Annotated in this window: 23 protein-coding genes and 1 pseudogene; 11 read left to right on the plus strand and 13 right to left on the minus strand. The window is 43.6% G+C overall.

Annotated elements, in window-relative coordinates; translation table 11 throughout:
- Window positions 1-172: 172 nt before the first annotated feature.
- Window positions 173-1,207 carry a branched-chain amino acid aminotransferase gene (locus FFM78_RS00865; RefSeq protein ID WP_137636548.1) on the plus strand — a complete coding sequence of 345 codons (1,035 nt, stop codon included), beginning with the start codon at window positions 173-175 and terminating at the stop codon, window positions 1,205-1,207.
- A 541-nt stretch (window positions 1,208-1,748) separates the two neighbouring features.
- On the opposite strand, the gene FFM78_RS00870 is transcribed toward FFM78_RS00865, so the two are convergent.
- Window positions 1,749-2,681, minus strand: coding sequence for an NADP-dependent oxidoreductase (locus FFM78_RS00870; protein ID WP_137636549.1), 933 nt, complete (start codon window positions 2,679-2,681; stop codon window positions 1,749-1,751).
- A 379-nt stretch (window positions 2,682-3,060) separates the two neighbouring features.
- On the opposite strand from FFM78_RS00870, the gene FFM78_RS00875 reads away from it, so the two are divergent.
- Window positions 3,061-3,744 carry a type 1 glutamine amidotransferase domain-containing protein gene (locus FFM78_RS00875; RefSeq protein ID WP_137636550.1) on the plus strand — a complete coding sequence of 228 codons (684 nt, stop codon included), beginning with the start codon at window positions 3,061-3,063 and terminating at the stop codon, window positions 3,742-3,744.
- A 394-nt stretch (window positions 3,745-4,138) separates the two neighbouring features.
- Here the strand turns inward: FFM78_RS00875 and FFM78_RS00880 are convergent, their stop codons facing one another.
- From FFM78_RS00880 to FFM78_RS00890, 3 genes are all read right to left on the minus strand, one after another.
- Window positions 4,139-4,822 (minus strand): fructose-6-phosphate aldolase, encoded by a 684-nt coding sequence (locus FFM78_RS00880; RefSeq protein ID WP_137636551.1) that lies wholly within the window; start codon window positions 4,820-4,822, stop codon window positions 4,139-4,141.
- A 183-nt stretch (window positions 4,823-5,005) separates the two neighbouring features.
- Complete coding sequence (locus tag FFM78_RS00885; protein ID WP_137636552.1) at window positions 5,006-5,953, minus strand: sugar-binding transcriptional regulator; 948 nt, start codon at window positions 5,951-5,953, stop codon at window positions 5,006-5,008.
- Between the two features lie 38 nt (window positions 5,954-5,991).
- Window positions 5,992-6,657 (minus strand): TetR/AcrR family transcriptional regulator, encoded by a 666-nt coding sequence (locus FFM78_RS00890; protein ID WP_137636553.1) that lies wholly within the window; start codon window positions 6,655-6,657, stop codon window positions 5,992-5,994.
- Between the two features lie 227 nt (window positions 6,658-6,884).
- Between FFM78_RS00890 and FFM78_RS00895 the strand changes: the two genes are divergently transcribed.
- The 4 genes and pseudogenes from FFM78_RS00895 (at window position 6,885) to FFM78_RS00910 (ending at window position 12,796) form a co-directional block, all read left to right on the plus strand.
- On the plus strand, window positions 6,885-8,621 hold the full coding sequence (locus FFM78_RS00895; protein WP_137636554.1) for an ABC transporter ATP-binding protein: 1,737 nt from the start codon (window positions 6,885-6,887) through the stop codon (window positions 8,619-8,621).
- Window positions 8,622-9,138: 517 nt separating this feature from the next.
- A pseudogene (locus tag FFM78_RS00900) lies at window positions 9,139-10,722 on the plus strand (ABC transporter ATP-binding protein); the annotation flags it as partial.
- Between the two features lie 132 nt (window positions 10,723-10,854).
- Complete coding sequence (locus FFM78_RS00905; RefSeq protein ID WP_137636556.1) at window positions 10,855-11,466, plus strand: TMEM175 family protein; 612 nt, start codon at window positions 10,855-10,857, stop codon at window positions 11,464-11,466.
- A 184-nt stretch (window positions 11,467-11,650) separates the two neighbouring features.
- On the plus strand, window positions 11,651-12,796 hold the full coding sequence (locus FFM78_RS00910; RefSeq protein WP_137636557.1) for a baeRF6 domain-containing protein: 1,146 nt from the start codon (window positions 11,651-11,653) through the stop codon (window positions 12,794-12,796).
- 107 nt (window positions 12,797-12,903) lie between these two features.
- On the opposite strand, the gene FFM78_RS00915 is transcribed toward FFM78_RS00910, so the two are convergent.
- The 5 genes from FFM78_RS00915 to apf all read right to left on the minus strand — a co-directional run bounded on the left by FFM78_RS00915 (window position 12,904) and on the right by apf (window position 17,498).
- Complete coding sequence (locus FFM78_RS00915) at window positions 12,904-13,296, minus strand: phosphate-starvation-inducible PsiE family protein (protein ID WP_137636558.1); 393 nt, start codon at window positions 13,294-13,296, stop codon at window positions 12,904-12,906.
- 8 nt (window positions 13,297-13,304) lie between these two features.
- A complete protein-coding gene (locus FFM78_RS00920) occupies window positions 13,305-13,598 on the minus strand; it encodes a DUF960 family protein (protein WP_171001801.1) in 294 nt (97 codons plus the stop codon).
- A 189-nt stretch (window positions 13,599-13,787) separates the two neighbouring features.
- A complete protein-coding gene (locus tag FFM78_RS00925) occupies window positions 13,788-14,474 on the minus strand; it encodes a phosphatase PAP2 family protein (RefSeq protein WP_223876973.1) in 687 nt (228 codons plus the stop codon).
- Window positions 14,475-14,828: 354 nt separating this feature from the next.
- Entirely contained in the window at window positions 14,829-16,640 is a 1,812-nt protein-coding gene (gene pepF / locus FFM78_RS00930) for an oligoendopeptidase F (RefSeq protein ID WP_137636561.1), read from the minus strand.
- Window positions 16,641-16,853: 213 nt separating this feature from the next.
- Window positions 16,854-17,498 (minus strand): aggregation-promoting factor, encoded by a 645-nt coding sequence (gene apf, locus FFM78_RS00935; protein WP_137636562.1) that lies wholly within the window; start codon window positions 17,496-17,498, stop codon window positions 16,854-16,856.
- A gap of 610 nt (window positions 17,499-18,108) precedes the next feature.
- Here apf and FFM78_RS00940 point away from each other — a divergent pair.
- A complete protein-coding gene (locus FFM78_RS00940) occupies window positions 18,109-18,852 on the plus strand; it encodes a class I SAM-dependent methyltransferase (protein WP_137636563.1) in 744 nt (247 codons plus the stop codon).
- Window positions 18,853-19,095: 243 nt separating this feature from the next.
- Here FFM78_RS00940 and FFM78_RS00945 read toward each other — a convergent pair whose 3' ends face one another.
- On the minus strand, window positions 19,096-20,049 hold the full coding sequence (locus FFM78_RS00945) for an AAA family ATPase (RefSeq protein ID WP_137636564.1): 954 nt from the start codon (window positions 20,047-20,049) through the stop codon (window positions 19,096-19,098).
- Between the two features lie 211 nt (window positions 20,050-20,260).
- Here FFM78_RS00945 and FFM78_RS00950 point away from each other — a divergent pair, with 211 nt between their 5' ends.
- Together FFM78_RS00950 and FFM78_RS00955 are read left to right on the plus strand one after the other, a co-directional pair.
- Complete coding sequence (locus tag FFM78_RS00950; RefSeq protein WP_171001802.1) at window positions 20,261-20,482, plus strand: helix-turn-helix transcriptional regulator; 222 nt, start codon at window positions 20,261-20,263, stop codon at window positions 20,480-20,482.
- The gene (locus FFM78_RS00955) at window positions 20,475-20,771 is read left to right on the plus strand and encodes a hypothetical protein (RefSeq protein ID WP_137636565.1); all 297 of its coding nucleotides are present in this window, start codon (window positions 20,475-20,477) and stop codon (window positions 20,769-20,771) included. The genes FFM78_RS00950 and FFM78_RS00955 overlap by 8 nt, the downstream gene beginning before the upstream one ends.
- A 59-nt stretch (window positions 20,772-20,830) precedes the next feature.
- On the opposite strand, the gene FFM78_RS00960 is transcribed toward FFM78_RS00955, so the two are convergent.
- Window positions 20,831-21,778, minus strand: a complete 948-nt coding sequence (locus tag FFM78_RS00960; protein WP_137636566.1) for a quinone oxidoreductase family protein — start codon at window positions 21,776-21,778, stop codon at window positions 20,831-20,833.
- Between the two features lie 113 nt (window positions 21,779-21,891).
- Here FFM78_RS00960 and FFM78_RS00965 point away from each other — a divergent pair, with 113 nt between their 5' ends.
- On the plus strand, window positions 21,892-22,386 hold the full coding sequence (locus tag FFM78_RS00965; protein ID WP_137636567.1) for a winged helix DNA-binding protein: 495 nt from the start codon (window positions 21,892-21,894) through the stop codon (window positions 22,384-22,386).
- A 210-nt stretch (window positions 22,387-22,596) separates the two neighbouring features.
- Here FFM78_RS00965 and FFM78_RS00970 read toward each other — a convergent pair whose 3' ends face one another.
- Window positions 22,597-23,058, minus strand: a complete 462-nt coding sequence (locus FFM78_RS00970) for a DUF8821 family protein (protein ID WP_137636568.1) — start codon at window positions 23,056-23,058, stop codon at window positions 22,597-22,599.
- A gap of 1,018 nt (window positions 23,059-24,076) precedes the next feature.
- Entirely contained in the window at window positions 24,077-24,616 is a 540-nt protein-coding gene (locus FFM78_RS00975; protein ID WP_137636569.1) for a phenolic acid decarboxylase, read from the minus strand.
- Window positions 24,617-24,720: 104 nt separating this feature from the next.
- Here FFM78_RS00975 and FFM78_RS00980 point away from each other — a divergent pair, with 104 nt between their 5' ends.
- Window positions 24,721-25,293 (plus strand): PadR family transcriptional regulator, encoded by a 573-nt coding sequence (locus FFM78_RS00980; protein WP_137636570.1) that lies wholly within the window; start codon window positions 24,721-24,723, stop codon window positions 25,291-25,293.
- Window positions 25,294-25,400 lie beyond the last annotated feature (107 nt).

Genomic DNA, 25,400 nt, shown 5'->3' on the forward strand with positions numbered 1-25,400 from the left:
CTTAACTATACGTTATATTAAGATTAAAGTAAATGTAATTATAATACCTAAAAGGCCCAGTTTAAACAGGAATTTCCGAAACAAGGTTGACAAAGTTGCGGTAGGTTACTAAACTTAATATTAAAATTAAATAATAAAAATCATTGTTTTATAATTTTAAGGGGGAAACATCATGTCAGTTAAAGCAAGTGAAGTTGATTTTGATAATTTAGGGTTCAATTATATGGACCTGCCATACCGTTTTCGCGCGTATTACCGTGATGGTAAGTGGCAAGATGAAGGTTTAACTGATGATGCTAATATCCACATCAACGAAGGTTCAACTATCTTACATTATGGTCAAGGCTCATTTGAAGGTTTGAAAGCTTATCGGACTAAAGACGGCAGTATCAACTTATTCCGGCCTGACGAAAATGCTAAGCGGATGGCTAAATCATGCGAACGCCTTTTGATGCCAGCTTTCCCAGAAGACAAATTTGTTGACGCCGTTAAGCAAGTGGTTAAAGCCAACAAAGATTTCGTGCCTGCTTACGGTAACGGTGGTACTTTGTACTTACGGCCTTACATGGTTGGTGTCGGTGGTAACATTGGTGTTCACCCCGCTAAAGAATATATTTTCTCAATTTTCGCCATGCCCGTTGGTAACTACTTCAAAGGCGGCTTGACGCCAACCGCATTCATCACTTCCGAATATGATCGTGCGGCCCATAAAGGGACTGGTGCTAACAAAGTCGGCGGTAACTACGCAGCTAGCTTGTTCCCAGGCCAATATGCACATGAAAATGGCTATAGTGATTGTATCTACCTTGATCCCGTTTCTCATCGTAAAGTTGAAGAAGTTGGTTCAGCTAACTTCTTTGGGATCACTAAGGATGATGTTTTTGTGACACCTAAATCACCATCGATCTTACCTTCGATCACTAAATTCTCCCTATTGTATTTAGCTAAAGAACGTTTAGGCTTAGGCACTGAACAAGGTGACGTTTACGTTGACCAATTCGACCGCTTTAAAGAAGCCGGTGCCTGCGGGACTGCGGCAGTTATCTCACCGATCGGCAGTGTTACCCATGAAGGCAACAAGCACGTCTTCTACTCCGAAACTGAAGTCGGCCCAGTGACGAAGAAATTATACGACACATTGACTGGCATCCAGTTCGGCGATGTTGAAGCGCCAGAAGGCTGGATCCAAAAAGTCGACGTTGACTAATTAAGGTTGTTAAAAGCAACTTTGAAAAACGCGCTGATCTCAAAATTTCACTGATATCAAATAAAAAACTCATCAATGACCACTTTTTAGTCGTTGGTGAGTTTTTTTGCGCTGATCGGATCGATGGCATTCCAATTAGCGAATTGACAATAGTTATGGCTCAGTTGAGCATAGATACATTGGAAAGTGATCAATTCAGCGATCCGGCTTAATTTATGATTGGCGGCGCCACAATAGCTAAAAAATGACCTACTGGATCAAGCAACCAAGTATAGTTGTTACAATAACACAGCTAAAGCACTATTTGGCCGATAAAACAGTTGGTGAGGTATACAACCAAAAAATACTTGCTACGCATAATAAGCGAGGTCCACCAAAAATCTGGCGATGATTAGGTGACGCGTTATTTGCTGATAAAGTGGCTAGGATAACTTTGAGATCTGGCTATTTTTTGCGTTTATATGAATTTGGTTATCAAATTTTTTCGCAAAGCTTAAACTAACCGCAAAAGATATTTGATTGAACTGATCTGCATGAGGTTTCATTGCGCAGTCATCGAAATTACGATCTTGCCAGTTGCTTGATGTGATTCACTCAAGCGCTGTGCGGCCCTAACGCCTTGTTCAGTGAATGGAAAAAGACGGTCGATCGGGACAACGATTTTATCTTGTTCTAGCATTTTAGCAATTGTTTTTAAGTCCTTATTGTTTGGGTCGGTCCACCAGTAGGAAGCTGTTTTTCCGTGTGGCCATTTTTGTTTTCCGGGATCTTTTTCAATTGATACCAGCCGGCCGTTTGGTTTTAAAGTTTGCATACCTTCGCTGATTGCACCTATTGTGTCAAAAACAGCATCGAATTTAGTGGTCAAATCAGTGATCGATTGCTCATGATAGTCAATTACAGTCGTAGCACCAAGATCTTTAACAAATTTAAAATTATGCCGACTGGCCGTTGTTACGACCTTAGCGCCTAATTCATTTGCAAATTGAATGGCAAACATGCCAATACCACCAGCACCAGCCTGAATTAACACTTGTTGTCCAGATTTAATGTTTAACTGGTCGTGAATTACTTGCCAAGCGGTAATTGCGGTTAACGGAACCGCAGCGGCTTCATTAAACGTTAAATTTTTTGGTTTCTGTGTCACTTTATTTGCCTTAACAATTGTTTGTTGAGCATAAGTACCTAGTCGGCTCATATCTGGCCGTGCGAATACAGCGTCCCCTACTTTAACATTCGTAACCGATCGGCCGGTTTCTAGTACTACTCCAGAAACATCCCACCCGAGAATGATCGGAAACGCCCATGGGAATTGCACCTTTAAATCGCCGCGGCGTAGTTTCCAATCAACAGGATTGACTGCGGTTGCTTTAACCGCAATCAGGACTTCATCAGCTTTGATTTTAGGTAAGGCTATGTCGATTATTTTTAATTGATCTACGGAACCATATTCATTGATCACGGCTGCTTTCATAAAAATTTACCTCGTATTCATAAAGGATTGCATAAAAATGTTTTTTAACCTAATTATTAAAAACAGTAATTCATGGTTGTGCTGTTTTGCTCTTAATCTTAGCATAAAATTTCTGCTTTTTTAGCAAAATTGACTTTAGCAGGCAATGCGCAAATAGCGATCACGGATAATTTAACGACCATACTTAAGTTACTAGTTCTACGCCCACATCTGAATTATTATCAGATTATTTAAGTAAATGAAGTGCTATTACGCCATTAAAGAATAATAACATTCCAAACACGAATTGATATTATTCAAGTTTTGCTATACTGTAATCATGTGCTTATAAAAAGTAAGCTTTTGCTTTAACTACTTAGTATACGAGGAGGTAATTTCATTGTCTAAAGTATTAGTTGTTTTGACCAATGTAAACAAATTTGCCACACTTGACCGAGCTACTGGTGTCTGGTTAAGTGAAGCAGCACATTTTAATGAAGTTATGGTGGAGCATAATATTGATGTGGATTACGTTAGTCCCCAAGGTGGTTATGTGCCCCTAGATCCAGGAAGTGTATCTAGCACGGCAATGGACGCAACTAACTGGAAATTCTACAATTGTGCCGACTTTCGCAATGATGCCCTAGGCAAGTCTAAAAAGCCCAGTGAAATTGACCCTGCCGACTATGATGCAATCTATTATGCTGGTGGTCATGGTGTCATGTGGGACTTTCCGGACAACACAGAACTGGCAACGATTGCGAAGGCAATTTATGATCGTGGCGGAATAATCGCAGCAGTGTGCCATGGCGTTGTTGGCTTATTACCTATTACTAATGAAGATGGTTCAAAGTTTATTGCAGGTAAGAACCTCACTGGATTCACAAATGAAGAAGAAGCAATCAATAAACTGACTCAGGCTGTACCATTTCTCGCTGAAGACGAACTGAAAGCAGCAGGTGCAAATCATACCAAGACCGCAGCTTATACAGAAAATTTAGTTGTCGATGGCCAGTTGATCACTGGGCAAAATCCGCAATCTGCTCGTTTAGTTGGGGAGGCCGTTGTAAGGGCGCTTAAATAGTTTGGCTATTTTAATGATCGCAATAAAGCGGATCAGTTCGGTCAGGTAAACTCAAGTAGTATTTTCATGCTCAGCAAAAGAAACCGCTCTAATCGGCGGTTTTTTGGTATGATTGTTTTTGTAGTATGAATTAGTTTCATAATGGGCGATGATCACAAGTAAAGCAGATTGCAACCTGCGAGCAGTTCAAATGATGGCCGAAAAAGGGAGCGAAGCGGAAATCTGAGATCTTAGCAGTTTTTCGTCAAGTGTGCGATGAAATTGAGCAGCGAGTGAAAGAACTGAAGTAAGAAAACGGCCTAGACGATTAATAGTTTTAATCGCCTAGGCCGCGTTCTTGCATGTATTAATAAACTGTTGTGTAGAAATAAAAATAAAGTAAAAAACACATTATTTAACTCAACGAAGCAATCGTCGTACCAGCACCAAAGTTACTTTCCCAATCGCTGGTAAAATCAGCCACAGCTTGGCCGATTGCGGGCATACCTAAGCCGGCCTTTAGAATATCCACGCCCATGGTGACGGCTTGCGCACCAGTGTTCAGCGCCGTGGTCACTTGTTCAACATTATGGAAGCTGGCGGCCAAGACTTTAGTTTGGGCGTGATCACGTTGGATCGCGCTAACAAAATTGGCGATCACTTGGGTAGCGTCGATATTCATGTTGGCCATCCGATTATAGTAGGGAGCGATGTAATCAGCGCCGGCTTGAATCGCCAGCAGGCCTTGAAAGCTGGTATAAATTGCTGTTGCCGTGACGTGCACATTTTCGGCTTTCAATTGTTTGATTGCCTTTAATCCAGCCTCATTAGTTGGAATTTTAATATAAACTTGATCATCGATTTCACGTAAAATCGTGTGGGCATCGGCCAGCATTGCTTCAGTCGTTTGACCAACGGCTTGAACGTGTAAGGTTTTGTCCAGACCGATGATTTTACGAATGGCCCGCATGTGGTCAAAAAATTCGAAGGGACCTTCCTTTTTGCAAATCGTTGGGTTAGACGTGATGCCACTTAACGGGATAATCGCGTTATATTTTTCAATGTCGGGGATATGAACCGTATCTAATAGAAATTCCATGATCAGCGCTCCTTTTTTTATTGCCTTTGTTTTGATAAATTAAGCATAACAAGTGTGCTTTTGTTTGACCATAAAAATGGAACGCGGGTGAGCGCTTTATCCGGCTAAAATGCTGATAAACCGGTATTTACTGAATTAAGAAAGACTAATTTAGCACAGATGTGCAAAAATGATTCAAGCTGATTATAAATCCAGCACCCGTAATGCTGTTTCTTCATCAATGATCAAGGTATTTAAGATGTGCATCCCCAATAGCGCTTTGATCGAAGGGGCTTTGGTCAGCGAATGGGCGACCCCCACTGTGTTGGCGACAGATTTTAATTGTTCCAACGGAATGGCGATCGTTCGTTGGAGCAGATCGCCAGTCAGAATTTTGCCGTGGCGATTATAAAAAGTACAGCAACAATCACCGATTGCTTGCCGTTCCTTGAGGAGATCACGGTCCGCAGCAGTTAATAGATCACGCCAACGACTAGAACTATTGGTTAGTGGACCGCCAATACCGACAAACGCAATATCTAAGTGTTGCCAGTAGTATTGAATGGTATTAAAATACTTTGAATTCATAATGCCATTGCGAATGTATTTGGATTCTTGAACGGCTGCTGCGTCAACGAACAGGCTATGACCGCCGAATTGACGCGCGGCATCGTAGACGATGCCGTTAACATGATATTGGGAATTTGATGGGCTGGGTCCGCCAACCAGTGGCACAAAGGTCGCATCGGTTTTGGCGGTATTATGCAGTTGGCCGACCATGCCGGCTAAAACGGCGCCCCAAGCAAAACCAACCACGCTTTTAGGCTTGATAATTTGTTTGAGGTAACGGGCGGCTGCGGCTGATAAGCGCTGTTCTTTTTGTTGGTTGTTTTCACCAGAATAATTAGGAATAATGATCACTTGTTTAAGCCCAAAGTGTTGCTTGAAACGTAATTCTAAATCAAATAAATCAGTATTAAAATGATTGATCTGAATCGTGACGATTCCTTGATCACGAGCTTGTTTCAGCATTCGGCTGATCGTTGTGCGATAAATATTTAGTTCTTGGGCAATTTCGGCTTGGGTGAAATCTTCCACATAGTATAAATAGGCCACTTTAGCGAGCAGTCTTTTTTTATCGTCAGCTTTCATGAGCAGGACCTCCGTGAACTGCTTTATTGGATCAATAGCTAGTTTTTTGTTGGTAAGTGTTGCTTTAATCCTTCAATAATAAGATCTAGGCCCATTGCAAATTGTTGCTTAGCGGAAAACTGATTGCGCATTTTGATCGAAGTTTGCATGTGGGTCAAATGATGACTTTGCGCTAATTCATGAATTTTTTTAACGTGGGTCAATAAATTCTGATTTTTTTCGGCCGTGATCTTTTGCCGAAAATGAGCCTCAGTTGTCAGATCGATCATCACCCCAGTTAACAGAAAATCAATGGAAGTCACGGCAACGTTGGCCGTTTGCTCGTCGATCCCAACATCCGTCATGATCGCAATGGCCCGCTCGATCAACTGTAAACGAACCAGTGCTGAGGGGATCGTTTCGATCATTAAGGTGGCTGATAGCGGGTATTGTTCATAAATGTCAAAAACATTACTGAATAATTGCTTTAATTGGGTCGTCCATTCTAAATCGGTGGCGGGGATCGTTACTTGGGTGATCACGGCTTCCGCCATAGCTTGTAATATTTCTTGTTTGTTTTTAAAATGCCAATAAAGGGTTGACACGTCAATGTGTAGATCAGCCGCAACTTTACGTAGGGAAAAATCGGCGAAAGAGTTGCTGGTTGCTAAGGTTTTTAAGGCTTGTTCAATAATCTGTTCACGGTCGATTTTACGGGTCGCCATCAGCTACTCCTCCTTAATGACTAAGCTTTATTTTTAGCTGTGCTGTCTAAGAATAGTCCAAAACAGTCGCAAAAAAGAGATTGTATTGTTGTTTAATATTTGATACAATAAAAACCGCTTTGTTTTTTAAAGCGATTTTTTTGCGTTGGTATCCAACACTGTTGGAGTACTAATTCATTATAACTTACTTCGGCATTATAACAAATTGTACATGGAGGAATACTGATATGATGATCAAGGCAATTAGTAAGTATAAAATGCTGGTCATTGCGGCGTTGCTGACGATGTTGATCCAAGTCGGGGCAACCTTATGGCAACCAAGCTATATGAAAAGCATTTTAAGTGTCATGGCAAATACTTCGTTATCAACGGCAGGAAAAATTGATAAAATCAGCCACTACGGGGTGGCATTATTAGTGATCGCAGTTATTGGTTTGCTAGGTTCAGTTTTGAATACGATCACGGCGGCTAAGATTGCCCAGGTGATCTCAGCTGATCTGCGGGAAATGACTTTTCGTAAAATTCAGACTTTTTCGTACGCTGATATTGAAAAGTTTAAGTCGGCTAACTTAGTTGTGCGCATGACGAACGATATTAATCAGATTCAAATGTTGATGATGATGGTCTTCCAAATTTTGATTCGGGTGCCGTTGTTATTTGTCGGTGCGTTCATCCTATCAATTATCACTTTGCCACAACTGTGGTGGATCATTGTTGTGATGGTTGTTTTGATCGTGATCGTCACTGGGTTATCAATGCGGTCAATGGGCCCGCATTTTTCGGCCTTTCAGAAATTAATGGATCGTATCAATGCGATTGCGCGCGATAATTTACGTGGTGCCCGCGTGGTCAAATCATTTGTTCAAGAAAAAAATCAAACTAAAAAATTCGATAAAGAATCTGACGAATTGCTAGGGCATAACTTAGCAGTTGGCTATATTTTTTCGACGATGATCCCCACCTTTACGATTATTTCGCAATTAGCTATTTTTGGGGCGATCATGTTTGTTTCCACCTTTATCACTAAATCACCGTCAACGGCACAAGACCAATTAGGCGGTATTATGTCGTTTATGCAATATATGATGCAGATCATGTTCGCCATTATTATGGGTGGCATGATGTCGATGTTTGCTTCCCGTGGCTTTGTTTCCATGGGGCGGATCCGCGAAGTCTTAGATGTTAAGACTTCAATGCATTATGACACGGTTGCCGATGAGGACCTTGACGGCTCAATTGAATTTGATCAGGTTTCCTTTGCCTATCCCAACGATGAAACGCCGACATTAAAAAATATCAGCTTTAAAATCGCTTCTGGGCAAATGGTTGGGATCGTTGGTGCAACTGGTGCTGGTAAGTCGACGTTAGCGCAATTGATTCCGCGGCTATTTGATCCCACTGAAGGTACCGTTAAAGTCGGTGGCAAAGATATTCGCCATGTTTCACAAGGAACATTGAAGAAGACAATCTCCATCGTTTTACAAAAGGCGATTCTTTTTTCCGGCACGATCGCTGGTAATTTGAAGCAAGGTAAGGCCGACGCCAACGCAGCAGATATGGATCGTGCTGCCAAAATCGCACAGGCCGCCGAATTTATTGATCGGCTACCGGAACGTTATGATGCAACTGTTGAAGAACGGGGTAACAACTTTTCTGGTGGCCAAAAGCAACGCTTGTCGATCACGCGGGGAATCATTAAGCAACCTAAAGTTCTGATCTTAGATGATTCAACTTCTGCGCTGGACGCGCGATCCGAAAAATTGGTGCAAGAGGCCTTTAACCGGGAATTAAGTGCTACCACAACGATCATTATTGCCCAGAAAATTTCTTCAGTTGTCCATGCTGATAAGATCTTAGTGCTGGACGCTGGTAAATTAGTGGCTACAGGTACGCATAAGGAATTAGTGGCTAGTTCAGAAGTTTACCGTCAAATCTACGCAACGCAGAAAGCAAAGGAGGACTAGGACAATGAATGATACCATGCGCGCAATAAAATTCTTTTACCTCTATTTAAAGAAATATAAGCTCCAGTTTTTGGTCATTGCAGTATTTATTTTTGTTGCCACCTATCTCCAAGTTGCAGCGCCAGTGGTGCTAGGAGATGCGATCACACATCTGACTACTTACGTGACCGACTTTTTCACCCATCAACACGCGGGTGATGCGATCAAGGCCTTGAAGAAAATCGCCGCCGGGGCCGCACAATCTCAAGATGCTTTGCAAAACATTGCGGCTAAAATGAGTCAGGCCGCTGGACATAACATTGATTGGACGACTTTGACCAGCAGCAATGTACCGCAGCAAGTTTTATCAAGTCTGCCTAAAGGGACGACCATTGATAGTTTACAGAAAATGGCCGCAATGCCGACTAACTGGAAACATTTAACGGATGCCAATGTACCGGCTAGCATTTTGTCCTCCTTACCTAAAGGGACGACGATCAGTAGTTTGCATCATGTGGCATTATCGGCACCGGCTAGTAAAGCCAACTTCTATGCGTCAATGCAAAAGTTATTTAGTTTCTACGTTATGACGGGTGTCGCGCAGCTGATCTATACGCTGTTATTTACACGGATCGTGGCGCATTCCACCAATCGAATGCGGAAAGGTCTTTTTGGCAAATTAGAGCGAATGACGATTGCGTATTTTGATCGGCACGAAGATGGCGATATTCTCGCTCGTTTTACTTCTGACTTAGATAATATTCAAAATACATTAAACCAGGCAGCAGTCAATGTGACGACTAACGTGGCTTTATTTATCGGGGTATTGATCATGATATTCCGGCAAAATGTGAGCATGGCGTGGGTCACGGTTTCCACGACGCCGATCGCGATTTTATGCGCGATCGTGATCATTATCCAATCCAAACGCTACACTGACCGCCAACAAGCCGATATTGGCGATTTAAACGCCTATATGGATGAAAAAATTTCTGGTCAAAAAGCGATCATCGTTGAAGGCCAACAACAAGACGCTATTGATGGTTTTGTTGTGCGCAATAAAAAAGTTCAAAAATCAGTTTTTGGTGCACAATTGTGGTCAGGAATGATCATGCCATTGATGAACGGTTTTTCGTTGTTAACAGTGGCTTTAGTGATTTTCCTAGGGACTAAAATTGCGTTAAATGATAAATCGTTAAGCGCCGCGGCCGCGTTAGGTTTAGTGGTCACATTCATTCAGTACGCACAGCAGTACTATAATCCGATCATGCAGATCTCATCATCGTTTGGTCAACTACAGTTAGCGATAACTGGGGCCACGCGCTTAAACGTGATGTTCGATGAGCCAGATGAAGTGCGTCCAGAAAATGGTGCGCAATTTGACCGCATGGATCAAGGTATTCAGATCGAGCACGTTGATTTTGGCTATTTACCGGATACACCGATCCTCAAAGACGTGAATATTAACGTGAATAAAGGCCAGATGGTCGCCTTAGTCGGCCCTACTGGTTCTGGTAAAACCACCGTGATGAACTTGATGAACCGTTTCTATGATGTTGATCGTGGGGTCATCAAATATGATGGTACAGATATTCGTAAGTTTGATCTAGATAGTCTACGTTCAGAAGTTGGGATCGTGCTACAAGAATCTGTGCTATTCGCTGGGACGATCGCGGATAATATCCGCTTTGGTAAACCAGAGGCAACAATGGATGAAGTGATCACCGTAGCCAAGACCACCCATATTCACGAGTTTATCGAGAGCTTGCCAGATAAGTACGAGACTTATGTTGACGACAATAATTCGGTATTCTCAGTTGGTCAAAAGCAGCAGATCTCAATTGCCCGTACTATTCTAACTGATCCGAAGATTTTGATCTTAGATGAGGCAACGTCAAATGTAGATACAGTCACTGAACAACAGATTCAATGGGCCATGGAGGCGGCTATTGCTGGCCGAACTTCATTTGTCATCGCGCATCGTCTGAAGACGATTTTAAACGCTGATAAAATTATTGTTCTTAAAGATGGTCAGATCATTGAAGAAGGGACTCACCACGAATTAGTTGAACAAAATGGTTTCTACGCTGAGTTGTACCATAACCAATTTGTGTTTGAATAGTTAGACCTAAAAATACCGCGTAACCATGGCACTTACCGCTATGGCTTACCCGGTATTTTTGTTTTAAGCTACCGCAACGCTTTTTAGATGCGCAATGCGGTATAATGACAATAATTTAGGGGGATAAACCAAATGAAACTAAGCCGGTTACTTGCATTTAGTGATGGTGTTTTTGCTATTTTGATCACGATTTTAGTTTTAGATTTTAAGGTGCCAACGTACCGCACTGGACATTTATTGACGGCAGTGGTGCAACAATGGCCGGTGTTGGCGGCTTATCTTTTGTCATTTATGTATATTGGTATTTTGTGGCTGTTTCACCATGATTTATTTAGTGTGTTTGCCCAGATTGATCGCAACGTTAACTTATTGAATTTATTGATGCTATTTGCGATCACCTTGATCAATTATCCGACGTCATTATTGTCTCATACATTAATGCAGCATGATCGGCGTGATCTACAGGTGGCGTTTGTCAGTTATGCGGCGATCGCGTTATTTATTTCCGCGACCTTCTTGCTACTGTACCGCTATTTAAAAGCCCATCCTGAATTGAAATCAAAGCAGGTCGATCCAGAGTTATTTGCTACCATCAGTTACGATCCCTTGCGCAGTATGCTTATTTATCTGGCCTCGATCATCGCGACACCATTTTCAGTTAGTTTAGGGGCGCTGTTATTGATCGGTGGCATTGTTTTTCACTTTTATGCTTATTTGCATTTAAGCCGGCGGTTAGCAGTGTGAACATTTTTGAACAAAAGATATGAAAATGCTAAGATAGGGCTGTAACTAAGGTATATCTTGCCAGTATTTTGGTCAATGTTTTGACAGATTTGGTGCAAACAGAGCGCAAAAGGCTGACTGTTAGGCCTTTTACGCCACGCTTTGAGTAACTGCTTTCAGGCTTGATTTCTGGGGAGGAATTATTATGGCAGCATTGCAACATGATCTAGCACAATTGATTCAGGCGCAAGGTGAACAAGGGCCATTTATTTCTATTTTCATGAAGGTTTCACCTTACGAACGCGATATTGCTGAGGATAAGGCAACTTTACGGCATTTAATACAACAGGCTAAGACGACTTTTGTCACGCAGTTTACCGAAAAAGAGTGGACCACTTATCAGAATAATTTAGCGCCGGTGTTGCAGTTACGGGCACTAGGGAATAATGGCGCAACGAGTATTGTGGTGGTTGTTGGGCAAACGGATACTTTCGTTTATCCCTTAGCCCGGCCGGTGGAAAATAGCGTGCATGTTGGTGCGACTGTTTATGCATTGCCACTGATTGCTAATGATCAATTTAGTTGGGACTATCAGTTGTTGAAGGTCAGCCAAGACAGTATTGCGTTGTGGGATGTCACTGAAGGGGTAGCCACCCCAATTGAATTACCGGCAGAAGCACCATTGACGCGTGTTCAGGCTTTGGGCACTGAATTGACCAGCGGCAAAACCCGGACAACAAGAACTGGTGTCGGTGCTGGTCAGGCCGTTCATGGCAGTGATCTTAAGGCTGTTAGTCAGGCCAGCGATACGCAAAATTATTTCAAGCAAGTTGATGATTATATCCTTGCTAATTATTCCAAGCCTACGCAAAAACCGTTGATTCTGTTGGCAGTCAGCGAAAACCAGGCCATTTTTCGGAAATTGAGCAAAAATAAATATTTGCTACAAAATGCGCAGCTCAATAAAGTGCCGGCCAAATTAGATCGTAGTGCGATCGCCAAGGTTGTGGCGCAGCTTAATCAACAATTGGCAACTGAAGTCATGGCGGTTCTGCACAGTCAAGTTGATCGGGCCCGTTCTGCTAAAAAGTATATCAGTGAGCTAGGTGCGATCACCCAGCGGGTTGCCGAGGGCAATGTTGCCACATTATTTGTTGCTGAAGGGGCAGCGGTTGTTGGACGATTAGACGGTGATCAGCTAGACACTAGGAGCAGTGCTGCTAAGGCAACTAATTTATTGAATGAACTGAGTGTGCAAGTTTTGCAACTAGGTGGCCAAGTTTATGTCTTACCAGAAAGTGAATTAGCGGCGACTGCCACCGCCATTTTACGGCGACCAGCTAGTGAATAGGCGGTCGTGTTTATAGCGTAACCTAGCAAACAGCACCGGTAAAGGTAGCGAAAAGCTACTTTTACCGGCGCTGTTTTTTTGACTAGATGATTATGTGACCGAACCGTTTAATTGATATGATCACTGGCCTTAGGGATCAGTTGCAAGGCGCCGACTAGCGTCAAGATTGCTAAAGCCAGTAATAAGGTTTGCAGTGCATCATCGTGATAAACGATGATCACCCGCAACAAAGCCGTGATACCGATATAGATGAACCGGTTCAGTGAAATATGGGCGTTTTCTTCGAAAAAGGCTTTAACTAAAGCAATAAACTCAAAATATAGGAAGAATGCGATCGTTGCTTCAGCTATTTTTGCGAAGTGGCGTTCAGCACCGGGTTGAAATAATAAATTAATAAGATAATAGCCTTCACGCAGTAGAAAGGATAACATAATTAGTCCTAAAATAAACATCGCAACATTGAGACTTAAGGTAAAAAAACGAGCAATTTTTGTTTGCATAGCAGGCCTCAAAGCTGAGTTAATTCATCTGCCAAACGCATCAGTTGCCGATCAGCTTGTTGCTGAATAATAATTTCATCCGGTAAAACCAACGCGTTGTCGATTAGTTCAAGGGTCAAATGTTCTGCTGGCTTAAATTGATTACAGTAAACATCACAGTGTTGACCTTGTTTAACGATCACAAAGACGACACTATAAGGAAAGCGTGTATCTTGGGCGCGTAACGAGTCATAAAAATTCCATAAGTAATTCGTGAAATAACGAGGTAATTCTGTCTGGACACCATCTGAAACTTGCCGCAAAAGGGGCCGTTTTCCAAAAATAATATCACATCCTTAAAAATAGTCGTTGTCTTGTTGGTTCCTATTTTAGGTAATTTAGCAGCAAAAAACTAGTTTAAAGGGTTGATGTCATCAAATTGATATATTGCTTTAATCATTTTGACCATTAGGACCAGGTTTATTACAAATAAGCTACAGGATATCGTTTTATTATTTCTTTTGACCATGACGCATGTTCGGTGCAGGGTTACTTTCTAGGCGCGCTTGTAATTGTGGATAGTAATGTTGATAAAGCCATAAAGCTAAGCGTATCCACAGATAGCCTAGTAGCAGTGCGGCAATGGTATCGCTGGGATAATGGGCACCTAGGTAAACGCGGGCAGCGACCACCAGACCCAGCCAAATGCCAGCACCGAGTAAACACCCTAAACGTTGCCAAAGTCGGGGTAATGGGCGGGCAAATAAGTAATAGAGTAGGCTGATGATCATAACGGCGCTGAAAACATGACCGCTGGGGAAACTATAGCCATTTTCGGCTACCAATACATGGGCCGTTGGGCGCGGACGAGCAACTAAAAATTTCAAAAGCCACGAGCCGGCACCACCGATACCAAACGTAACCAGCACCCAGACGGCTGCTGCCCGATGTTGGAAATACCACAGTCCACCGATCAAGACTACTGCATACAAAACCGCCATTGATGGTTGGGCGATCACACTGATCAAACGTAGCAGAAAAGTCTTTGTTGGGGTGACGATCGTTTGCAAAGGCGTTGCCAGTGTTTGATCAATAAAAGTGAGCGGGGCAGCTTGAAAATGTGCTAATAAGGCTAAAATGAGCAGTAGTCCCGCAACAACTAGAATTGCGGGTGGGCGGCGCTTAGTTAGACGTTTCAATATAATAACTTCCTTTTTTGACATAATTTAAAGCTTGGCGCAGAAAGTTGCCACGAAATGTGACTGGTGTGGCCTTGTAATACCCATTTAAAGCATACCTTAAAAAGCTAAATTTTAACTAAAGTTTTTGCCAAATTTTTCTCAACGACAAAGAGAGTGTGACATAAGGCGCCCAGCTGCTACTTCACAGTAGTAGTTGATTTTCATACTGAAAATCTTTGATGTTTCGGGCGTTGACCGTTCTTATGGCACACGTTTTGGCCATATTGTTCGGAAGTACAAAGAAGGGGTTGGACATAAATTGTTTATGTCACAACCCCTTTGATCCAGTTAACTATAACGCCGGTTCATGCACTAGCCTAGATCGGCGAGTAAAGTTTCTAATTCGGTTAAGCGTTGTGCGAACACTTTGAAGGCTTGTTGTAAATAAGTCGGTTGCGTCATATCAACGCCGGCCTTCTGCATGATCTCGATCGGGTAAGCCGAGCTGCCGGATTTCAAATAATTAATGTAAGCCGTTCGTTCGGCAGCCGTCCCGTTAACAATATTATTGGCCAAGGTCGTGGCTGCCGCGAAGCCAGTTGCATACTGATAAACGTAGTAATTAAAGTAGAAATGGGGGATCCGCGACCATTCCAACGCGATTTCTGAATCATTGATCACTGCTGGGCCATAATACTTTTGATTTAATTCACCGTAGTAAGCAGATAAATGCTCGGCGGTCAACGGCACACCCTTAGCATCTTCGGTGTGAATAAAATGTTCGAATTCAGCAAATTGTGTTTGCCGGAAAATTGTTCCTTTAAAACCATCCAAGTAGTAATTTAGAATATAGGCGCGGGTTCGCGGATCGGTTTGTTGCTTCAATAAATAATCGGTCAGTAAATTTTCATTGGTAGTAGAAGCAATTTCGGCAACAAAAATAGCGTAATCACCGTAAACATAAGGCTGATTGTGGTGGGTATAGTAACTATGCACTGAGTGCCCCATTTCATGGACCAAAGTATATAAGTTATTTAAATTATTCTGCCAGTTTAACAAAATATAAGGATTGGTGTCGTACATACCAGAGGAATAGGCACCGCTAGTTTTGCCTTTATTTTCGACAACATCGACCCAGCGGGTGGCAAAAGCCTCCTTCACAATATCCGTGTAGTCGCGGCCTAACACTTTAGTTGCCTGCAGGACTTCGGCCTTGGCCTGATCGTAAGTGTAGGTTAGGCTAGGTTCGCCAGTTAACGGCGTATACATATCGTACATGTGCAGCTCCTTAACGCCAAGGATCCGTTTGCGCAAGGCAACGTAACGGTGCAACAACGGCAGATTCTTTTCAACTTCAGCGACCAGCGTATCGTAGACACTTTCCGGAATATTGTTGGCGGCCAAAGCAGCTTGGCGTGCAGAGGTATAATGGTGGACCCGAGCGCGGTAGTTGTGCATTTTAACGTGGGCTGACAAGGTTGAAGCCAAGGTATTGCGAAATTGACCGTAAACTTTATACAGCTGTCTGAAGGCCTGTTGCCGTACTGCCCGATCGGTGGATTCGATCAATGTGCCGTAAACGCCTTGAGATAATTCCACGTCGTTACCCATAGTATCCTTAACAGTAGGGAAAGGTAGATCCACGTCATTTAAAACATCAAAGGTTGCGGCGGACGCATCGAAAACATCGCTGGCCCCCGCTAATAATTCTTCGGCCTCAGCAGATAGAACATGAGCGCGAGTTGCTGTAACTTGATCTAAATAATGCTGATAGCCTTGTAGGGTTGTGTTGGCGGCAATGTAATCCTTTAATTGTGCCGCGGGGAGCGCTAAAATTTCAGGTTCGACAAAGGAAACTTGTGCGGAGATCTGGGCCGCCAGCGCACCAGCACGTTGATCCATTCCTTGATAAGTGGCATTATCGTTATCTTGATTGTGCTTTAGACTGGCATAAACGTACAGTTTTTCTAATTGCCGGTATAAATCGAAAACTTGATCTAGTCCATGACTTAAATTGTCTGCACTAGCACCGAGTGTGGTTTTAAGCTGCGCAGCGGCTTGACCGGCGGCTTTAATTTCTTTAAAGGCAATTTCCCAGTCTGCATCACTGGGATAGATGGTGGTTAGATCCCAAGTTAATTCTGGGGGAACCTGTTCACGAGTGGGTAATTTTTTGGTTGGCATATAAAAACCTCCTGGCTACTTTTTTGGTTCATTACGCCTTTCATAATAGCATAACTACCAGCATAGCGTGCTTAAAAGTAGTTACCTCCTGCTTTCACTGGCTAAATAGGATGATGAAGCTGGAGAAAGTGCTAACCGTAAAGGTGGTGGCTAACCGTACAAAAAAACGCCCGCCGAAGCGGACGTCGATCAAAGTCTAAATTATGTGTCGGCTTAGTACCAGCCGTTTGCTTGCCAGAATGCTTGTGCCTTAGTCCATGAGCCGTAACGTGAAGCAACATAACTGTTAGCAACGGCTTCCTGGTTAGCAGCAGAGTAATCACCATTTAAGTATGAAGAGCTTAATTGATACTTACCATAGTACTGACCGTTTGTAGCTGTATATGAACCGCCAGATTCCTTGTTAGCGATCCAAGCTTTGGCAGCTGCATCAGAGCTTGAAGTTGTTGATGTCGTTGTGCTGGTTGAAGCAGAAGCAGCTTGTTGTGTTTGGGCAGTCTGTTGAACTGCAGAAGCAGCTTGCTGTGCTTGAGCTGCACTAGCTTGTTGTTGTGCTTGGGCTGCTTGCGTAGCCTGAGTAGAAGTTGAAGCCTGTGTGTTAGCTGTTTGTGTTGTTGTAGCAGCTTGGGCAGTCGATGTTGATGTGCCATCAGGAATTTCATATTTTTGACCAGCAAAGATCAAATGAGTGTTGGAATCGATCTTGTTAGCTGTTTCGATGCTGTTGATCGAAACGCCATATTTTTCAGCAAGCCCGGAAACTGTATCACCAGATTGGGCAGTAACAGTAGCGGCCTGTGCTTGTTGAGCACCGACAAGGAATAAACCTGCGGCACCGGCTGTGGTGAACATTAACATTTTTACGCGTTTGCTTAGTAAAATAATAATCACTCCTAAAGGATTTATGGGTTAATTTTCTATATAACTTTCTGACTATCGACTGATGTTGCTTAGTTACTATCGATTCAACAGTGATAATTATAGTGTTGTACTGTAACAAACCAATACCAACGATATTACAAAAAACGGTTAAATTGAAATATCGTTACATTTCTGTAATATAGCGTAATAGAAAAAATGGCAAAGCCTAAGTCTTAAGTCTTAGGCGTAGATCACGATTAGCTAAATGTCACATAAAAAACGAATTTTTTTTGAATTATTTCCTGATTTTTGGTTATTTTTGGTAAAAAATTCACGAAATATGTGGAAAACTAGCAATTTTTAAACAAATTTAACAAAAAGATGACGAGCTTCATCTGACTGCAACAGGTTATTTTGACCCCGATAATGCTAAAAGTGACGTCCCGCAATCTTAAAATTGTGCGAATAATAATTTTCGCCAGGTTTTAGGTGGTAGCGTCAGTAAACTTTGCTACAACTTTTTAGGGCTATTTTGTGTGTCGGCACCATCTTTTGGTGAATTTCGTTGTATAATCGTCTTCAATATCAATGAATGGTGGCGATTATATTGGAATGGAATGCCCAACAATATGAAGATCAACATAGTTTTGTGTTTAAGTATGGTGCTGGCCTATTACCGTTGATCTCGACGGATGCTACCACTATATTAGACGTGGGGTGTGGCACCGGTGATCTTACTGATCAATTACGCCAGCAGGGCTATACCGTTAAGGGAATCGATCAGTCGGCTAATATGATCAAAACTGCTCAGCAGCTCTACCCGCAAACTGATTTTGCGGTGGCCGATATTCTTGCGTTACCGACAAGTCAACATTATGATGTCATTTTTTCCAACGCAGTTTTTCATTGGATCACGCAGCAGGATCAGTTATTAGCGCAAGTGGCACAATTACTTAACCCCCATGGCAAGTTGATTTGTGAATTTGGTGCCCAAGGTAATATTCAGGCGATCAGTGATGCCTTTAGTCAGCAACTGGCTAAATTAGGCGTTAGTTATCGCTCGCCCTTTTTCTTCCCCAGTCCAACCGCTTATAAAAAGCGATTATTACAGCATGGTTTCCAAGTTGAACAAATCGTTGCTTATCCCCGGCCCACCACGTTAAGTGCAGGGCTAGCCGGCCTAAGCGATTGGGTCAAACAGTTTTTTGCGGCGGATTTGGCTAAGCTAAGCGTGCAACAACAAGCAACAGTTTTAGCTAATATGACCCAGGAATTGACACCGAAATTATGGCGCACAGATCATTGGGAGGCCGATTATCGCCGCCTACGAGTTGTAGCAACGCATTCTTAAGGAATGCAAAAACACACACTGCTTTGTATCGACCCCTAAAAGTTAGACTTTTTGGGAGTCACTACACTTGGTGTGTGTTTTTTATATTCGTGATCTATTAACTAGTTATTTAAGGTGATCGGTTGCAGATCTAGGACAGCCTTTAGTTCGGACAAAGGTTGGGCTTTTTTTAGTTCGATCAACATTGGTAATGGTTCTATTCTGGTCTAATTTTATTAGTAGCCCAGCATTAAACGTTAAGCTTTAATTTTTAGGGGCCAGTAAAGCATAGTTACGGATCACACCAAACAAAATCCCGGCGATCGGGAAGAGCAACCATGATAGCGACCAGAAACCAAAGCCAAACGAAATGACCAGGTAGGCGATCGTGATCAAGGGCCAGTACACTTGATATAGGAAGAGATGCATTTTCGGGTTACGCTGTTTTAGTTCGCTTAGCGCCCGTTCGTCGGCGTCAGCAATCGCGTAAAAGGTGGTGCCCTGCGCAATGCGTGTATAGCCAGCGTAAATGATACTGCCATAGATAATGGCAAAAAGGCCACTGCCAAGGATCCAGATAAAAGCGGCGCCGCTGAGCAGGCCAAAGCCTGGTGCGTGCCAAACGGCCTGTAGGATCGGCGGAAACAAGGCAAAAATACACAAGGCGACGCCGGCAACTAAAGCGATCGTAAAGCCACTGGTATAATCCTGCTGCCGCTGCCGCGCGGTGGCCTGAAGTTCTGCTGGAATAGTCCGTTTATCCAGTGGCACCTTTACCCGCTCATGGGCCATGCCGACAGTGATAAACAGACTAATCCCAACGATCACACCGAGCAGCATCAACAAAATGCCTAACCAACTAAAAAGCGTTGGTATTAGGGCAATCATGGCGCCGACACCTAATGCAATACCTAAAATACCGCCGGCTACCGCTAAGGCTAGCCGTCTAGTGCTACGCCAAAAAATTTCAGTTTCGGTTAGGGTGAGGGCATTTTTAGTTTCTGCGGTCGGTGCTGTGGCCGCGCCCAACAGTTCTTCCAATGAATCGAACTCGTTGATCACGGTACCTAGCGCTTCGTTCTCATTTTTACCAGCGGCCAACAACTCTTGATAGCGGGCAGTCATTTTTGTCAGGAGCTCAGCCTGGGCCTTTTCAGTAGTGGGCGTGGACGGGACAGTGGCGAATTTATTCGTCAAATAATTTTTGATCGTATCCATGTTCAGTCCTCCTCGTGATGTGGCTGGATGGGGGATGCAACAAAGGTGCGGTGAAAAACAGGTACCGACTGGGCGCGCTTAGCTATCTTTATCATATAATAGTTAGCTGGCTAGGCAAAGGAAAAGACTAAGTGATACTTGACTTCTATGGGAAAATGATGTTAAATAAAATTAACATAAAGTTATTAAACATTAACGGAAAGGAGCGCGTATGATTCAGAATAAATTACGGGTACTACGGGCTGAACGGCGTTGGTCGCAGACTGACTTGGCGCAACGTTTAGACGTGACCCGCCAAACTGTGGCGGCGATTGAAAATGGTAAATATTCGTTGTCATTGCAATTGGCGTTTAAGATCGCGCGGGTTTTCCAAGTCGATTTAAGTGTCGTTTTTCAAGATGTTCCAGCGGAAGGAGCGGAAAAAAATGATTAATTTGGCAAGTTTAGGTTGTTTTCTGGTTGCATTGATCAGTGGTGGCTTTATTTTTCAGCGGCGGCGCTTATATCAAAATGATGAGCGCGGGCAAATGATTTTACTTAAGGCAGGTGCGACGGTAAATTGGGCAACCGTGATTATCTATGCAATTTGGTTAGTTAGACGATTTTTCTGGGGCGACTTTTACTTAGCCAGTGGTTGGCTCAATGTTTTAATACTGGGCAGCTTGAGTTTCTACCTATTAGTTCAGGCGTTGGCAGTCGCGGCCTACGAGCAATATTATTAGCAGTCAAAAAAGCGCTAACTGACGATAAATTGAATTTTCGTCGGTTGGCGCTTTATTGATTAGGCTTCATTCATCGTGAACACTAACCGTTTATCGTCAGCACTCGTCCAGTTAGCCGTCACTTGCGCCAGCGGCAAAGTCGTGCTGGCGGTATTGAACTGGCCCTGGCTGAGTAGGCGTGCCAGTTCAGGCAGTTCGCGCAAAAAAGTTTGCGGTGCGATCGAGCCTTGGCCGCTACCGATCAAAGTGAAATCAACGGCGCGCAGTGCGGCGGCCGGCAATGACAGTGCGGCGCCGGCCATGCTGCCGATCTCGATCCAAGTCAGTAGTTGATGGCCTTTGCGTGCTGGCAGTAGCGCCAGCATAGTTCGCCGTGCGGCCTCGCCCCACAGATAGTCAAGGACGATATCGGCGTCTGCGTTGGCGGCGATTGCGGTGGTAAAGTCGTCATCATTGGCTAAAAGGGAAACTTTCTGGTCGGCGGGTAGTTGGGCTAACTTTTGTTGGTTGCGACCCACGGCAATGACCGTTGTGGCGCCTAAATAGCGGCTGATCTGAATGGCTAAGCTGCCGGCATGGCCGGTGGCGCCGAGGATCAGGACTTTTTTGCCGGCGAGATCGCCGTTAAAACGGTCTTTTAAGGCCATCCATGATGACATTGCTGGATTCATTGAAGCGGCCACTTTGGCGGCATCAGTGTCGGCGGCTAAAGGGATGATCCGGCGGCGGTCAGTGACCGTTTGCTCAGCCAAGGCGCCGTAAACGGGATCGGAAGTGACAAAATAAGCCAGCCGGCCGTCAGCTAAACGACCAACGCCATCGAGGCCGGGGATCAGCGGTAATTGACCGTCGCTGGTGTAATGGCTGCCATCGGCCTGGGCCTGAACGCGGTGATTAACGCTGGCAGCTAGGACGTGAATTAATTCTTGGTTAGTTTTTGGTGTTGGTGCTGGGAAATCTTGGTATTGTGGTTTTTGATCAAAGGTAGTTACAACTGCTGCTTTCATCGTCAAAACTTCTTTCGTTTGTAAATTGATTACCGGTAATATATAATTATTATACACAGACATAAAATAAAAACAATAGATTACCGGTAATTAATTTTGGAGGCGTTTTGAGCATGACAGATGAGATCACTGATTTATTAGCCGCAATTCGCGACGCGCAGCAGCAACACGAAGTTTTTAAGGCGGACTTTTGGCAATTTGCCGTCGACCATTTGGCAGATGACATTCCGGCTAGTAGCGTCGCAAAGTTTAAAGCGTTGAAAATGACGCATTCCGAGATGCAGATTTTAAGCCAGTTAGCGGCGGCTGACGCTGACTGGGTGCCGTATAAAGTATTGCAAGCGCAGGTGCCGTTTTCTCAAGGGATGTTCTCGCGCTACATTAAACGGTTGACCAAGGCGGCGCTGATCACGAAAACCAAACGACCGGAAAACAAAAAAGAAGTGCTGCTGGCGATCACGACCGTTGGCACGCAGGTGGCCGTGATCCACAGTAAAATGCATACGTTGGAACACGAACACTTAGCCAAAAGGTTGCAACAATTTGACGCGGCGCAGTTACAAACGGCGATTCGTGTTTTAAATAGCATTGCCAGTGAGCAACCATAACTGAATTTAAAGACAACAAAAAAGCCAGCTATAAACGCGATGGCTGGCTTGAGTAGTAGGCTGAATGCTGCTACAAAGTTACGGTACTAAAGGAGAAAATATATCACAACTTCATCATAGCACGAAGCCAGAAAAAATCAATAAAGCGGTTACATTTTTTAGGGATATCCCTAATTTTAAACAAAAAAACACAAGTAATTGTACTTGTGTTTAATAGTTACCTTTGATCACAAAGAAGGAACCGCGGATCGTGCCGGCTAGTTTGGAGCGTTGGCGGGCAAATTTAAATTTGCCTGCAAACTCAGCGGGAATTTCCATGCCGTCACTTAACTTGAAACCAACGGCGCGTTTGCTACCTTCGGCGAGGCCATACATAATATTGACCGCCAACCCGTTTTCGTAAAAAACATAGGCGAACTTAGTGCCTTCTGCTTCAAATGAAGTCACTTCTAGCGCCTTGTACGGGAAATGCATGTCACGTTCGGCCAAAATCGTTTCGATCCATTTCAGTGTCGCCGGGTCTTCCGCGGCTGGAACGGTGACGAACTCGTGTTTAAATTTGTTCCAGAAATAACGCGCTTCGTTGGCGCGTAAACCAGCTAAAGCGGCAGCCACCGGTGAACTTTCTAAACCAGTGGTGGCAACTTCTTTAAAATCAACTTTGTAAGCCATACTTGGGCCTCGATTCTATGTTTGATGCCCTGATTATAGCAGAATGATTTTAAGCTGTCTTGTATTAAATAAATGTACAAAAAAACAGGTTTCTGCGCCTAGTCACGATTGGCAAATGAGATTACTGATCTAGTGCAGCGTAGCTAGCATTTTTAAAATAAACTAGATGTAAGCAGATTTAGTTTGGTTCCATTCCGGTGCGCGAGGACGGACTAGCTAATAGCGGTAGACTTTGTTCCAAGGTCTTGATTAACGCGTCGTTGTCCATTCTTGTGGCAAAATTAAGGAGCGTAGTTGCAAAGTCCGCAACTGCGTTTCCTCAACTCAAACCGTTTCGGTCACCGCAAGAAACATGACAACGAGTGCGACTTGGACTTGCCGGTTTTTGGCTTAGTCCAATCGACATCGGCAAGCAAAATCTGTTTAGCGAATATGCTCTGACAATAGATACTTGATAAGATTAGTTATTAAGAACGAGCGCCAGTGGTCACTCGCGCGCCTCCATTTCATCTGGCCGCAGTTAAGCATTCAAACATTATTTGAGTAGGTGGCAGTTACGGTAAAATCAGTTATGCCCGTGAATGCCATATGGCGAATTCATTTTCAGCAACGTTTGCAGTCGACAATGTTATTCAATTTTAGACTTGCGAACTATTAAAACTGTTAGTTGCACCCAATTGTGCTAATCAGACGATTGAACTACTCAATGATTAACGTTCAATTGTTGCCAAGGTGGAATGGAGGCGCTGACGTATCAGCTGTGTCGAAGGTGCTTGATGACCGAACTGTGGTCATTTAGCACCTTGCGCGATTGACGAGATCCATTTTCTTTTCCGCATGGGCTTAATTGGAAAGAAAATTAGCTCGTCAACGCGCCACGCGTTCCATACGCCAGCGCCGGAATGGAACCAAACTAATTCTGTTTTGCACTAGCCGAAATTCATCGTTCTAGAAATTAACTAAAGGCTTCATTTATGATGGCTACGATGCACTAGGTAGTGCGCAAAACCTGAATATTTTATTTGTTGATCCGGTGGTAATTTTCGTCAAAATACTTGCCGTTGCGAATATCGTCGGGCATGTTAGCGTAGGGCGCTTCGCTGATGACGTCTTCGTTATTTTGACCCGCCGCGCCCATGTAGGTGATGTTGGCAAATTCGGGCACGACCAATTTCGGATAAGTTTCGTACTTTTCACGGGATTCTTCCATTAAAGTGATGTGTTCGTTTTGGTAAGTGACCGTGATCTCAGGATGTTCTTCGACCCACTTAGGGAAGAAAATCGTGCCGTGTAATTTCTTTTCGTTAGGCATGAAGTCCAGCGCCACGTCAGTGCCGGTTGGCTCCGTCCACGAAATTTTGTAAACGCCGGCGGTCAACATCACGATATCGGCTGCTTGATCAGTGACCCAGCGGCCAGCGACCATGCCACCGTGAATGCGGTAGTCAACAGTATGGTCGTTTTTAGCGTACCATTCGTATTCCCAACCGTTAGCATAAGTGTAAATAAAGTGAGTGCCTAAAAAATCAGCTAAAGTTTTAAAAGTTTTTTCCGTCATCAAAATAGCCTCCAATTAAGTATTTTTAATCATGTATATAATTACATGTTTTAAAATATATGATTATGTTATACTCACTTTAAATAAAAGTCAAGGAGTTAGATATGGCGCAAAAAAATAAATTAAAATACATCATCCTCGGCCTACTAGGCGAGCACGATTTGACCGGCTATGACATCGCCAAGGCCTTTACCGCGGATATCGGCGAATTCTGGAACGCCAATCACAGCCAGATCTACCCATTATTAAAACGGCTAGAAACCGCCGGCCTGATCACCCATCAACTCCAATTAAGTGGCGAAAAGCTGGAGAAAAAAGTTTACTCATTAACGGCGGCCGGGCAGGCGCAACTCAGCGATTGGCTCCACGAACCGACCACCGAGTTGACCGCGAGTAAAGACGAATTCGTTCTGAAGTTGTATTTCGTTCAAAACGCTGACGACCCCATGCTGCAGCCAATGCTAACGGAACAATTAAGGCTACATCAAGCTAAGCTGGCCCATCTGCAAAAACAAATGACGCGTAAATTTAGCGCCGTAGCCAGTAAAACTGACAATTACGGCCATTTTTTAATTTTGCAACACGCGATCGAGCGCGAGCAGGGTTATTCTGATTGGTTGGCGCAAACGTTGGCACAAAAAACTCTCCGCGCGGCCGCCGCGCGTAACCATCTATGAAAAGAACACCTTTGCCGTTATACTAGCGGTGAAGGCGTTCTTTTGTACATCGTCTGTTTATTGGTGCCTTGAGCCTGAACAAAAAACCGATGGTCTTCAATTCGTGA

The organism is Loigolactobacillus binensis, assembly GCF_005405165.1.
GTDB lineage: Bacteria > Bacillota > Bacilli > Lactobacillales > Lactobacillaceae > Loigolactobacillus > Loigolactobacillus binensis.